We start from the raw sequence: 12,689 nt of genomic DNA on the forward strand, positions 1-12,689 counted from the left end.
TATATTCTATCGCTTTCTTAAAATACAGCGATCGCAACCTTTTTCCTTCCATATATCAAAAGTTTTTCTTGGTATCTTAGCGTGAGATAATCATTCGTTATTCAAGTTAGTAAATCAATTGGGAATTATAATATAAGAAGTAGGGTGCATTAATTCACTCTTAATAAATATCAGGATTCAGATGGCACAACCAAAATATGAAGATTATAGCGAATGCACTCCTACCAAATTAGTCAGAGAAAAGTTTGGAGATGTGAATGTTTATGTACAAAATGCTAAATCACTCTTAACAAAGGCTACTGGTTTTATTGGTAATTATGATTTTACTCTAAATCCTTACAGGGGATGTCAATACGGTTGTAGTTATTGCTATGCTGCTGCATTTAGCCCGAATGCTCAAATGCGCCAAGATTGGGGTAAATGGGTAATTTTTAAAGAAAATGCTGCTGAAATTTTAGCGAAAGAATTAAAAAAATGGTATGAAAAAAATCCCCAGCTTCCTCCTAGTATATATATGAGTAGTGTTACTGATCCTTATCAACCACTTGAGTCTAAACATCAACTGACTCGCCGATTGTTAGATGTAATGCTTGATGTGGGGATTGACGGTTATCCTACTCCAACTTTGGTGATTCAAACTCGTAGCCCAATTATTACTAGAGATATTGATTATTTACAACGATTTAAGCGATTGCGAATTAATATGAGCATTCCTACTGGTAGTGAATTAGTGAGAAAAGATTTTGAACCGCGATCGCCCAGTATTAAAGCCAGACTAAATGCAATTACTAAAATTAAACAAAGTATTGATTATTTCAAAGGTTTTCTTCCGAAAATTTCTATTACTATTACCCCTCTACTTCCTACTTTACCAACTGATGAAGCTGCTTTTATTGACAAACTAGCTATTGCAGATAGAATTGTAATTCAAGCTTTTCATCCTAGCGATAGTCGTTCTCTTATGGCATCAACTCGCCAAGAAGCTGAAGAAATTAAGCAAAAATATGCTTGGTGGTATGAGGATGAGAAATTAAGCTATATAAAATTTAAGGAAAAGTTAGTTTATCGGCTTCCAGGTGTACAAATTATGGAAGGCAAAGAGGGATTTGGTTATGAATAATCCTATCGTAAATTGGTGGCGAAGTCAGCAGCTAAAATTATTTTTAAAACGCGGAGATATCCGACGTGCAGTGCAACTCTTGCAAGAGATTCAAAAATCAGGTGCAACATTCTCATGGTTAGAAAAACTATTTAGAGATAAACTTCAACTTGAACGTTATTCCCAAGAATACAAACGACAAACAGAAACTTTAACTAAACAACTAACAGAAGCATCCCAGCAAAAAGCTAATCTAATATTAATGCCAGATGAAGAATTCGTTAAATATATCTATAAAGTTTTTAATTTAATCCAGCACGATGAATATAAACTGCAATCTACTGGTATTGATGAACGTATATTTGATGATTTTGAATCAACGCTAGTTGAATATCTCAAAGAAGAATTTAGTAAGATTCCTGAGAAACAGTTATTTATTAAGCTAGAAGACGCTTTTGATGATATTAATAACTTAAAAATTGGACACGACCCAGACTACCGGTTTAGTCTAACTCCTCATGTGTACTTTATGAAGTATTTTTTAGAAAATGTATATTGCACATATTTAGCTTGGTTTCTCATTTACCAAGATGCTTTACTACCAAGTAAGGTTAATATCCTTGATATTGCAGCAGGACCAGGAACAGTTGCTTATGGTTTAGCTTTGTTTCTCCAAAATAGTAGCAGTTTTTTTGATATCCCGCAAATGCACATATCCTATTACTCTTTAGAAAAACAAGATGCTTTCCAGTTTCGTGGACTTCAGTTTTGGCGACGATATATAGAGTCGCGCCTAACCACAGTGAATGCTTACTTCCGCTTTGTTACTACTGATCTTTTTACTTGGAAAAGTGAATCCAATAATCTACCCAAAGATTTTTTCGACTTTATCGTAATTTCTCACTGCTTCTTCGCAGATCCAGCTAAGAGGGTTGAAGCTAATAATACTTACAAGCAAATATTTGCCACTAGCTTAAAAAATTAAGGTTATGTTTTGGTAATTGTGCAAGATAAGAAGTTATTCAAAGTTTACGATGTTCACCAAGTTGAAAACCAAGAGCAGGAAAAAAATGTAGTACATAAATTTATGGCAGAACTGGGATTAGAGTTAGTCTGGTATAAATATCTAACCTCAACAGGTTCAAGAACAGCTTTGTCCGGTGCTAACTTTGGTAAATTTGCTCGAGAAAAATTACCAAAACAACTGTATATGAGTCCAATACTCCAACAGTATTTTGCTCAAAAGCATCTGTCACACTATACATTAGATGATTATGTGATCTTGGCAAAAAAATAATGATAAATTACAAGTAAAGCAGCAGAGAATGTATTAAATAAATATAAGTTATCTGAACTTTAATCTTAAATCTCTAAATGATCTGCAACTCAGAAACAGCAGAAGGTTGGCATGGCAAACTTAATTTAGTCTATGCCGATCGCCAGGGTAAAACCCAATTAATTTACAATCACCAACAAGCGCCCCTGAAGGTACAACGCCCATTTTATCCAGAAGGGGAAAAAGTTTGTCATAGCGTCATTTTACACACGGCTGGGGGAGTGGTGGGAGGCGATCGCTTATCCTCTAACATCCACCTCCAACCCCAAGCCCAAGCGTTAATCACTACAGCATCTGCTAGTAAGATATACCGCAGCAATGGCTTACTAGCTAGACAAACCATCCAGATGCAAGTTGACGCTGGTGCTTGTTTAGAATGGTTGCCGCAAGAGACAATTTTATTTAACGGCGCGATTTATCGGCAAGATTTACGGGTAGAATTAGCAACCGGGGCTAGTTGGTTAGGCTGGGAAATTACCCGATTTGGTCGCAGTGCTAGAGGAGAAAAATTTTACCTTGGAGAATGGCGATCGCACACCGAAATTTGGCAAGAAGGTATTCCTTTGTGGATTGATCGCCAATACTTACCCGGTAGCGAAGACATTTTCCACAGTCCTCACGGCTTGGCTGGAAAACCAATTGTAGGTAGTCTAGTTTGGGTTGGTGGTGCAGTTTCAGCAGAAATTGTCGAAAAAACCCGAAATTTATGGGATGGGGAAGGAGAAGCGGGCGTTAGCCGATTACAACATGGATTATTGTGTCGATATCGCGGTTCTTCTACATCTGAGGTGAGAAACTGGTTTATTGATGTTTGGCAGTTGCTGCGAGTTTCTTTCTTGAATCGTGGTAATTGTATACCAAGAGTATGGCAGGTTTAAACGAACCGCCATCGCCCAGTGTCTCGCAGAGAAGACGCCTTCGCGCAGCGTCTCGTAGAGAAGAACGCCAAAAGGAGAGAAGAATGCAACTTACGCCGCAGGAAAAAGATAAGCTATTAATTTTTACTGCTGCTTTATTAGCAGAAAGACGTAAAGGAAGGGGTTTAAAACTGAATTATCCCGAAGCGATCGCTTATATTTCTGCTGCCATTTTAGAAGGTGCAAGAGATGGGCAAACTGTAGCTGAATTGATGAGTTATGGTATAACTTTATTAACGCGGGATGATGTAATGGAAGGGATATCAGAAATGGTGCATGAAGTACAGGTTGAAGCTACTTTTCTTGATGGTACAAAGTTAGTGACAATACATAATCCAATTCGTTAATGAAAAAGAAATTAATATAGGAGAAATAGAATAGAAGGCAAATAGAGGTAACGAGATGCTATCACCATACCGATTAACATCAGTTAAAATTCAAGGTTATCGGCCTTTTAGAAATTTTGAAGCGCCACTACGACCACTAGAAATTATTGTTGGCGCTAATGGTGCTGGAAAATCTAGCTTGTTTGAATTTCTGAGATTTCTACGAGAAAGCTTATCTCAAGATATACCAGCAGAAATAGTTCCTGATTCTATTGGTCAACAGATTTTCCATATTCCAGGCCCAGCTAAGTTTCAATGGGATCTAGAAATAGATACAGGTCGTACAGTTGGTATTAGATATTTAGGGGAACTTATGGGGCCTGTTGGTCGAACTCAAGTTTCCTATGAACGTGTAGAATCATCTAAACCTTTTAGTGATAAATACACTACTCCATATATATATATGGATATTCAAGGTAATAAAGGTGTTGTTCAAGACCCTGATACCAAAAAATTCGCACAGCAAGAAATTGCGCTAAAGCGACCTAATCAGCTTGCTTTAAGTGCAATGACAAATCCATCACTTGAGGCTTTATATAACTTACGTGAATATATTCGTGATTGGAAGTTTTACAGTTCTTTTAATATAGCAAATCAGAAAATTCGCAAATCAGTTCTGATTGAACAAGAACCTGTTTTACGTGAAGATGCAGGCAATTTAAGTTCAATTTTGTTTTTCTTAAAAAATGAACATGAATCAGCATTTGATGAACTACAACAACACTTGCGTTCTGTAATTCCTGGTTTTAAAGAATTGACAGTAAAAGCGCGTGGTGGTCCAGGAGAAGTGATCGCTTTTTGGCAGGAATCAGGAATTGATCAAGACCTTAGCCTTGCTGATTTATCAGATGGTATTTTACGCCTAATTTGTTGGATTTGTCTTTGTGTGCAGCCAAATCCACCCTCTTTAATTTGCATTGATGAACCAGACCAAGGCGTTCATCCTCGAACGCTTCCTGTTCTTGCTGGTTTATTTGAAAAAGCTTCTGAACGTACTCAAATTTTATTGGCTACTCATGCTTCTTATTTCTTAACTCAATTTGACATATCTCAAATTGCTGTACTCAGAAAAGAAAATGGGGAAGCAAAGTTTATTAAACCTGGAAATTCTCAAGTTTTAATAGATATGCTTGATGATTTTGGCTCAGATGAAATAGAGCAGTTGCACCGTAGTGATGAATTGGAGCGGCTGCCATGAGAGTTTTGATTTATGTAGAAGGTCCATCTGATAAATTAGCAATGGAAGTATTATTATTACTTTTAATTGAGGAAAAACTACAACAGGGTATCAGTATCGAATTTTTTCCTGTTAAGGGAAGTAACAATGATATAGGAGGACATGCTAAGAAAGATTTACTGACAAAAACACCAATCAAAGCAGTAAATATTATAGGGAATAACCCAACTACAATTGTAGTAATAATGCCAGACTTATATCCTCAAAATATAGGATTTGCTCATGAAACTATTCAAGAATTAGAAAATGGGATTTTAGAGAATTTTAGTCAAGTATTATCCTCTAAACAAATTAATGATAATCGATTAAGAGAACGTTTTAAAGTTTTTTGTTTTAAACATGAGTTAGAAGCATTAATTTTAGCTGCTGAATCGCAATTAACAAGTGTACTTGGTGTGAATTATCTAAATGTAACATGGACAATACCAGTTGAAGATCAAAATCATAATGTTCCACCTAAAAACATTGTAGAGGAAATTTTTAGAAGATGTGGCAAGAAATATGATCCTAAAATAGATGCACCAAGAATATTAGGAAATGCTAGATATCAAGACATTGCAGAACAATGTCCTCAAGCATTCAAACCGTTTGTCGAGTTTTTAGAAAATATTTAAATTTGGAAAATAAATTATGATTCCTGGAGAAATCATCACACCAGCAGGTGAAATTGAACTAAATGTTGGTCGTCCAACTGTAAAATTACAAGTGTCAAATACAGGCGATCGCCCCATACAAGTCGGTTCCCATTATCACTTTTATGAAGTTAACACCGCCTTAAACTTTGATAGAGAACAAGCGCGAGGAATGCGCCTTGATATACCTGCCGGAACCGCAGTTCGCTTTGAACCTGGGGATGAAAAAGAAGTGAATTTAGTCCCCTTAGTTGGTAGCCGCCAAGTCTACGGCTTCAACAGCAAAATTAACGGTAATCTCGATTGATAAAACTCTAATGAAACTGGAATCATTTATATGCAAGAAGACCTGAAAATCTGGGAAGTATCCGCAGAAGACAAACTTACGGAAATCATTAAAACTAAATTGAATTTAGAGGCTCGTCTAGAAAAGTGGTTAGAAAGAGATATCTCTATTCTTTCACCAGATTTATTAGTAATTGGTAGGCAGGTAGCTACAGATTATAACGGAATAATTGATCTACTTTGTTTAGATAATGGTGGTAATGTTGTCATTGTGGAGTTAAAACGTGATCAAACATCTAGAGAAGTAACTGCTCAAGCGTTAGATTATGCCTCATGGGTGAAAAATCTATCTGCTGATGAAATAAATAATATTGCTGTTAATTATTTCAATTATTTAGGTAATGAAGGAACTTTAGAACAAGCTTTTCAAACAAAATTTGATAAGATATTTCCAGAGATTATAAATAGTCAACACAAAATTTTAATAGTTGCATCAGAAATAGATCCTAGTACTGAGAGAATTATTAGTTATTTGTCAGAAACCTATCAAGTTCCCATAAATGTAGCTAAATTTAATTACTTCAATAATAATGGGCATGAGCTATTAGCAAGAAAATTTTTAGTTGACCCCAACCAAGTTAAAGAAAATATTGCTAGTAAATCATCACGAAAAACTAACTTGACTTACAAAGAATTAGAAGAAACAGCAGAAAATAATGGTGTTAATCACATATATAAATTAGTTTACCAAGGCTTAATTAAATATCCTTTTTGGACAAATACGACAAAAAGTTGTATTACTTTTACTGGTACTGGTAAAAGTAGAAGTGCGATATTTAATTTAATACCTATTGAGAGTAATCAAGAATTGGGGCTGAAGTTTAAAATTTATCTAACTAGATTATCAAAATATTTAAATAAATCAGAAGAGGCAATAACTGAATTTCTACCAAATATTGAGCCAGTTTTGCAAGAAGAATGGTCTGGTTTAGTTGTGCAAGGATTTTTTACAAGTGAGGAATCAGCTAACCACTTCTTAACAAAATTAAATGAAGCTAGGAGTAATACGATATGAGTTATATAATGAACCGCCGCGCCTACGTCGAAATTTTAATGACTCGAATCCTGTGATTTTAGCGCTTCCATCATGACTGTACCAGCACCAAAGCCATTATAAGGAGTAGGTAAATCGTAGGTTTTGAAGGGTTCCAATGGAGAAATATCCTCTACTGTATCTAAATCTTCGGCAAGGATGCGAATTAGCTTGAGTTTTTCTGATGGAGAAAGCTTTCGAGCTATAGGAATTATGTCTGCTAGGGTCATTTTGTCTATGCCTCCAAGAACGCTCATTTATAGCATAAACCCAAATATTGCTGAAAAATATTAAAATCAACACTATCGCCAGGAGTAGCATTATGCCTTACAAAATGGATCGCCGCGCCTACGCCGAAACATACGGACCAACAGTAGGCGATCGCATCCGACTTGCAGACACAGAATTATTTATTGAAGTTGAACAAGATTTCACCACCTACGGCGATGAAGTGAAATTCGGCGGCGGTAAAGTCATCCGAGACGGGATGGGACAATCCCCCATTTCTAACGCTGATGGTGCTGTTGATTTAGTAATTACCAATGCCTTAATTCTCGATTGGTGGGGTATTGTCAAAGCAGATATTGGCATTAAAGATGGCAAGATTTTCAAAATTGGTAAAGCCGGAAATCCTTACATTCAAAATAATGTAGATATTATTATCGGCCCTGGAACTGAAGCCTTAGCTGGTGAAGGAATGATTCTCACTGCTGGCGGTATCGATGCCCATATTCATTTTATTTGTCCTCAGCAGATTGAAGTGGCAATCGCTTCTGGGATTACCACCATGATCGGCGGTGGTACTGGCCCAGCTACGGGTACAAACGCCACCACCTGCACCCCCGGACCTTGGAATATTTACCGAATGCTGCAAGCTGCTGATGCTTTTCCCGTCAACTTAGGATTTTTGGGTAAAGGTAACGCCAGTCAACCCCAAGGACTTGTAGAACAAGTAGCCGCCGGTGCAATGGGGTTAAAACTACATGAAGACTGGGGAACCACACCCGCAGCAATTGATACTTGCCTCAGTGTTGCCGATGAATATGATGTGCAAGTAGCGATTCATACTGATACTCTGAACGAAGCCGGATTTGTCGAAGATACGATCGCAGCTTTTAAAAATCGTACCATCCACACTTACCACACCGAAGGCGCAGGCGGAGGACACGCACCAGATATCATCAAAGTTTGCGGACAAGCAAACGTTCTACCATCTTCCACCAACCCCACACGCCCTTACACCCTCAATACCTTAGATGAACACCTGGATATGTTGATGGTATGTCATCACCTCGATCCAGCGATCGCTGAAGATGTTGCCTTTGCCGAATCTCGCATTCGTCGGGAAACCATTGCTGCTGAAGACATTTTGCACGACTTAGGCGCATTTAGTATGATTTCTTCCGATTCCCAGGCAATGGGAAGGGTAGGCGAAGTGATAATTCGCACCTGGCAGACATCTCACAAAATGAAGGTGCAACGGGGAACTCTTAACCCACAGGGAACAGAGCAAAAAGCAGATAATTTTCGGGCAAAAAGATATGTTGCTAAGTATACAATTAACCCTGCGATCGCTCACGGAATTGCTCAATATGTCGGTTCAGTGGAAGAGGGAAAATTAGCAGATTTATGTTTGTGGCGATCGGCGTTTTTTGGGGTAAAACCAGAGATAGTGATTAAAGGCGGAATGATTGCATGGTCGCAAATGGGCGATGCCAACGCCAGTATTCCCACACCGCAACCAGTGCATATGCGACCGATGTTTGGTAGTTTTGCTGGTGCCCGTCATGCCACATCATTAACTTTTGTTTCGCAAGCAGCTTTAGAGAAAGAAATTCCCAGCCAGCTAGGTTTACAAAAGGCAGCAGTTGCAGTTTCTGGGACACGCCAATTAAGTAAGCGGGATATGAAGCTGAATGATGCACTACCCCATATTGAAGTTGATCCAGAAACATACGAAGTAAGGGCAGATGGTGAGTTGCTGATTTGTGAACCTGCGACAGTTTTACCAATGGCGCAGAGGTACTTTTTGTTTTAATTCATGACCGAGCAACTTACTGATTACGATAGTCCTTGGAAAGAAGTCATTGAGCTATATTTCCCCCGCTTTCTGGAATTCTTTTTCACCCAAGCTTATGCTGAAATAGACTGGACGCGACCCTATGAATTTCTGGATACAGAACTGCAACAGCTAGAACCGGATGCCGAAATTGGACGGCGTTTGGTTGATAAAGTCGCAAAAGTTTGGCTACTGGATGGAGAGGAAGCTTGGGTATTGGTTCATGTGGAAGTCCAAGGGCAATATGACAGCCAATTTGCCGAACGGATGTACACATATAATTACCGTTTGTTTGACCGCCATAAAAAGCGAGTCATTAGTTTAGCAGTTTTAGCGGATGAACAAGCAAATTGGCGACCTTCCAGCTACAGCTATCAACTGGGCGGATGTCGCGTCAGCTTAGAGTTCCCTGTGGCGAAACTGTTGGACTATGAGCCAAACTGGGAAACCCTAGAGCAAACTACCAACCCCTTTGGTGTAATTGTGATGGCGCATCTGAAGACCAAGGCAACGCAACGAAAAGAAAGAAAATCGGCTACAGTGGAAACCAAGTCTAGTCAGACGGCTGTATGAACGGGGATATAGCCGGGAAGATATTCGGGAATTATTTCGGTTTATCGACTGGATAATGGTTTTGCCAAAAGAGTTGGCACTTAGTTTTAAAACAGAAGTAAGAAGTTACGAGGAGGCAGATAGAATGCGGTACGTAACTAGTATTGAAAGGCTAGCAAAAGAAGAAGGAATTGTCGAAAATGCTAGAGAAAGCATAATTACAGTCCTAGAAACAAGGTTTGGAGAAGTGCCAAACTCTATTGTCGAAGTGATCAATGGGATAGAAAAACCATCTGTACTCAAAATGCTTCATAAAAGTGCGATCGCAATTCCTTCCACAGCAGAATTCCAGCAAGTTTTAGATATAATCGCCTCTGATAAATGAGCGATCACTTGTATTGTGGGAAGGGCGTGATCACTATTCCTTCCACAGCAGAATTCTAGCAAGTTTTGGATAGTCTCGCCTTTGGAGAATGAACAATGTCTTACGACAAGCCCTCCGAGTTCGCAGTCGCCTGATGCTTATAAATAATTAAGACGCTCTATTGAGCTTGACAAAATACATATTATTAGGAAATCTCTGTGTTCTTTTTTATTGTTAATTTACTTATTGGTAATAGCAAGCTATACTCAATTTCTTGTCTGACTTCGCTGCTAACATTACAATCACTATTTAAGCAGTTTACCAGCAGATTGTTAGTATTATAATACTGCTGTAGTAGTTTATTTTGTACATCACAAAACTGCCAGTTATGACCAATATTACGATACTCGATCATCAAAGCTCTTAACTGCTCACACCAGACTTCACTATTTTGCTGCCACCATTCTCCAAATCTTTCTAATTCTGCAAATAGGGTTTCCCATTCTAATATTGGCTCATTGAGTTGATCTCTGAGTAACTGCAATGCTGTCTTTAATTCACATTGAAGAATAGAAGCTAAACCAATAGCATCTTCCAGAAAATCGTCAATATCAGCTATATAACACCAAGCTGTATCCCGATCAAGAAGAGCTTCTGCACGGTATGATTTATCAATAGTTTCATCAATAATATCAGCAGCATCAATAGCTAGAAAAAAAGCGTTAGCCAGGGCATCATCAAGAACTAGAGCATTTGTGAGAGCTTGATTGAGCAGCCAGTCGATATCTATATCCTCTAAAGTATCTTCAGAATCCCATCCAAGAGCATTATCTAATGTATTTTGTTCGCCATCTAAGTCCATTCTAAAATACAATGCTCTGATAGCTGCTGGTTTATAAGAATATTCAAATGAGCTAGATTTATGAACAAGCCACTCCAAAAAATGCTGTAAATTATCATCCGTAGCCACCAATATATCAATCTTTTCCTTCATCATTAGTACTAAAATATCTGCATTATTCATCATTCCGACTGATAGTAAAAATACCTCTTGCCAACGTTTATCACTGATATGCTGAACTAAACCTTCATAAGCTGAATCAGCTACAGTTTTTCTAGCATAGAAATACTCCTGAAACGTCAGATGTGAAAAAGAATAAATTCCTTTTGCTCTTTCTACAAGTAGCCCATGTTGGGCTTCAATAGACTTCAAAACGGCTTCGCTGTCAATTCTTAAAACCTCGGTTTTTAAATCAGCATCTGGTAAATTACTGATAAAATCGGCAATATATAACTCTAGGGTTTTTTGCTTAAAGAAATAGTCTTTATATTCAAAAGTAGCAAAAGCAATTGTACTTAATAAGTCTTCTTTGCAGAACAACGATAAATTCTTATAAACTTGATCGCGTTCAATGTTACGTTTAGCATCCCATCTCTTCAGTAATATATCTAATCCTTCTTTATAAAGTTCTGAACGGTTTGCTGGAAAATCTGAGCTTTCCTCAAAGACTAGACACAGCAGAGTTAGCAATAATGGATTAGTTGCTAGTTGATAAATCCGTTCGTTACCTTGCAGTTTTTGGATGAATCTTTCAGCTTTCACTTGGTCACTTAAGCGGAACCAGTTTTGGGCAAAAATGGCAATCTGTTCTTCGTCAAAATCTGCTACTTCTACCTCAGTGAACTGTTCAAAAGTGTATTCTTTGGCAGCTATCCGACAGGTAATGACAAATTGATTGGTGTGAAACTGTTCGGAAATCTCCCGAATTTGCCGTAAAATACGCTTCGTATCCTCTTCCTTGACTTCATCTAGACCATCCAGTAAAATCAAAGCTTTCCCTTGTTTAAACAGTTGCTCTGCTTTCACGCTGCTATTGTGGATACCACTAACAAATAATTGTTGGGCAATATACTGGAGAACATCTAGCTGTTTTGGGTCTTGTGCGAAGTCCTTGAGGATGATAAATAAGGAAACTCGGTTTGTCAAAAACTTCCCCTCAATGCACTGCATCGCCAAATACTTCAAAAATGTGGTCTTTCCCGCGCCTGGTTTACCCAAAACCATTAGTTTGTTGTGACGCTGCACTGCTTCCAGTCCTAGCACTCGCTTTTGAGTAGTTCTATTGATTCCAAAATGATCAAAGTCCTCTAGATCAAACTTTTGCAGCAGTTCCCCAATTTTCAGTCGCCTGCGTTTTGTTGTTTTTTCTAGAATGTTAACGTTGGTATAGATGCCTCGCTCTCCTGTTAACTCAATAGGCTGATCCATATCCAGCACCCGCATGGTTCCACATTTTTCTTTAATGCTGGATTTAACCTTTGTGCGAATTTCTTGAACTAGAGCATCAATATCATCCTCTGTAATATCATCAATTGATCCACCAACAGGTTTGTGCTGCGAATATTGTTTTTCGAGATACTCCCGCAAGCGGGTTTCTTTCACAGGTCCACTACCATTGATACGGAATTTCTTGTAAATTCCCGTTAGACAACTGCTGAGATTGCTGTCAGAGATATTAAGCGCTTGTGTAACTTGAACTCGACTCTTGCCATTACCAAAGATTTCTACAAAGGCGGCCTTTTCTCTGTTTGACAATTCGCTGTATTGCTCTAGTTGTGTCAGAAAGTCTTTGGGTAACGACATGTACCTACTGTAAAATCGCCTTTGAGTTAAGTTTAGCTTGCATTTACAAAGATTCACGGCTAGTCAAGATATGTCAAGACAAGTC

12 protein-coding genes and 1 pseudogene are annotated in these 12,689 nt (G+C 38.2%); 11 read left to right on the plus strand and 2 right to left on the minus strand.

Annotation, left to right across the window (positions count from 1 at the left end; all coding sequences use genetic code 11):
* The first annotated feature begins 181 nt into the window (after positions 1-181).
* The 9 genes from V7K31_RS11455 to V7K31_RS11495 all read left to right on the plus strand — a co-directional run bounded on the left by V7K31_RS11455 (position 182) and on the right by V7K31_RS11495 (position 6,967).
* Complete coding sequence (locus tag V7K31_RS11455) at positions 182-1,120, plus strand: SPL family radical SAM protein (RefSeq protein WP_335094439.1); 939 nt, start codon at positions 182-184, stop codon at positions 1,118-1,120.
* Positions 1,113-2,084, plus strand: coding sequence for a photosystem II assembly protein (locus tag V7K31_RS11460; RefSeq protein WP_335094440.1), 972 nt, complete (start codon positions 1,113-1,115; stop codon positions 2,082-2,084). The genes V7K31_RS11455 and V7K31_RS11460 overlap by 8 nt, the downstream gene beginning before the upstream one ends.
* A gap of 9 nt (positions 2,085-2,093) precedes the next feature.
* Positions 2,094-2,396, plus strand: coding sequence for a hypothetical protein (locus V7K31_RS11465; protein WP_335094441.1), 303 nt, complete (start codon positions 2,094-2,096; stop codon positions 2,394-2,396).
* 77 nt (positions 2,397-2,473) lie between these two features.
* On the plus strand, positions 2,474-3,313 hold the full coding sequence (locus V7K31_RS11470; protein ID WP_335094442.1) for an urease accessory protein UreD: 840 nt from the start codon (positions 2,474-2,476) through the stop codon (positions 3,311-3,313).
* A gap of 83 nt (positions 3,314-3,396) precedes the next feature.
* Positions 3,397-3,699: an urease subunit gamma gene (ureA, locus tag V7K31_RS11475; RefSeq protein WP_335094443.1), complete on the plus strand. Its 303-nt coding sequence runs from the start codon at positions 3,397-3,399 to the stop codon at positions 3,697-3,699.
* A 55-nt stretch (positions 3,700-3,754) separates the two neighbouring features.
* Positions 3,755-4,936 (plus strand): AAA family ATPase, encoded by a 1,182-nt coding sequence (locus V7K31_RS11480; protein WP_335094444.1) that lies wholly within the window; start codon positions 3,755-3,757, stop codon positions 4,934-4,936.
* A complete protein-coding gene (locus V7K31_RS11485) occupies positions 4,933-5,589 on the plus strand; it encodes a DUF4276 family protein (RefSeq protein WP_335094445.1) in 657 nt (218 codons plus the stop codon). The genes V7K31_RS11480 and V7K31_RS11485 overlap by 4 nt, the downstream gene beginning before the upstream one ends.
* Before the next feature lie 16 nt (positions 5,590-5,605).
* Positions 5,606-5,914, plus strand: a complete 309-nt coding sequence (locus tag V7K31_RS11490; protein WP_335094446.1) for an urease subunit beta — start codon at positions 5,606-5,608, stop codon at positions 5,912-5,914.
* A 30-nt stretch (positions 5,915-5,944) separates the two neighbouring features.
* Positions 5,945-6,967 (plus strand): hypothetical protein, encoded by a 1,023-nt coding sequence (locus tag V7K31_RS11495; protein WP_335094448.1) that lies wholly within the window; start codon positions 5,945-5,947, stop codon positions 6,965-6,967.
* A gap of 35 nt (positions 6,968-7,002) precedes the next feature.
* Here the strand turns inward: V7K31_RS11495 and V7K31_RS11500 are convergent, their stop codons facing one another.
* Complete coding sequence (locus V7K31_RS11500) at positions 7,003-7,215, minus strand: hypothetical protein (protein ID WP_335094449.1); 213 nt, start codon at positions 7,213-7,215, stop codon at positions 7,003-7,005.
* A 92-nt stretch (positions 7,216-7,307) separates the two neighbouring features.
* Here V7K31_RS11500 and ureC point away from each other — a divergent pair, with 92 nt between their 5' ends.
* Together ureC and V7K31_RS31855 are read left to right on the plus strand one after the other, a co-directional pair.
* Positions 7,308-9,023, plus strand: a complete 1,716-nt coding sequence (ureC, locus tag V7K31_RS11505; protein ID WP_335094450.1) for an urease subunit alpha — start codon at positions 7,308-7,310, stop codon at positions 9,021-9,023.
* Positions 9,024-9,026: 3 nt separating this feature from the next.
* A pseudogene (locus V7K31_RS31855) lies at positions 9,027-9,981 on the plus strand (transposase).
* 184 nt (positions 9,982-10,165) lie between these two features.
* On the opposite strand, the gene V7K31_RS11520 reads toward V7K31_RS31855, so the two are convergent.
* Positions 10,166-12,604, minus strand: coding sequence for an NACHT domain-containing protein (locus V7K31_RS11520; RefSeq protein ID WP_335094453.1), 2,439 nt, complete (start codon positions 12,602-12,604; stop codon positions 10,166-10,168).
* Positions 12,605-12,689 lie beyond the last annotated feature (85 nt).

It is taken from the genome of Nostoc sp. (assembly GCF_036917675.1).
Taxonomy (GTDB): Bacteria; Cyanobacteriota; Cyanobacteriia; order Cyanobacteriales; family Nostocaceae; genus Nostoc.

Bases quoted from the DNA above. Each gene is read 5' to 3' on its own strand.
- V7K31_RS11455 (WP_335094439.1), top strand. From the start codon at position 182: ATGGCACAACCAAAATATGAAGATTATAGCGAATGCACTCCTACCAAA.
- V7K31_RS11460 (WP_335094440.1), top strand. From the start codon at position 1,113: ATGAATAATCCTATCGTAAATTGGTGGCGAAGTCAGCAGCTAAAATTA.
- V7K31_RS11470 (WP_335094442.1), top strand. From the start codon at position 2,474: ATGATCTGCAACTCAGAAACAGCAGAAGGTTGGCATGGCAAACTTAAT.
- ureA (WP_335094443.1), top strand. From the start codon at position 3,397: ATGCAACTTACGCCGCAGGAAAAAGATAAGCTATTAATTTTTACTGCT.
- V7K31_RS11480 (WP_335094444.1), top strand. From the start codon at position 3,755: ATGCTATCACCATACCGATTAACATCAGTTAAAATTCAAGGTTATCGG.
- V7K31_RS11485 (WP_335094445.1), top strand. From the start codon at position 4,933: ATGAGAGTTTTGATTTATGTAGAAGGTCCATCTGATAAATTAGCAATG.
- V7K31_RS11490 (WP_335094446.1), top strand. From the start codon at position 5,606: ATGATTCCTGGAGAAATCATCACACCAGCAGGTGAAATTGAACTAAAT.
- V7K31_RS11495 (WP_335094448.1), top strand. From the start codon at position 5,945: ATGCAAGAAGACCTGAAAATCTGGGAAGTATCCGCAGAAGACAAACTT.
- V7K31_RS11500 (WP_335094449.1), bottom strand. From the start codon at position 7,215: ATGACCCTAGCAGACATAATTCCTATAGCTCGAAAGCTTTCTCCATCA.
- ureC (WP_335094450.1), top strand. From the start codon at position 7,308: ATGCCTTACAAAATGGATCGCCGCGCCTACGCCGAAACATACGGACCA.
- V7K31_RS11520 (WP_335094453.1), bottom strand. From the start codon at position 12,604: ATGTCGTTACCCAAAGACTTTCTGACACAACTAGAGCAATACAGCGAA.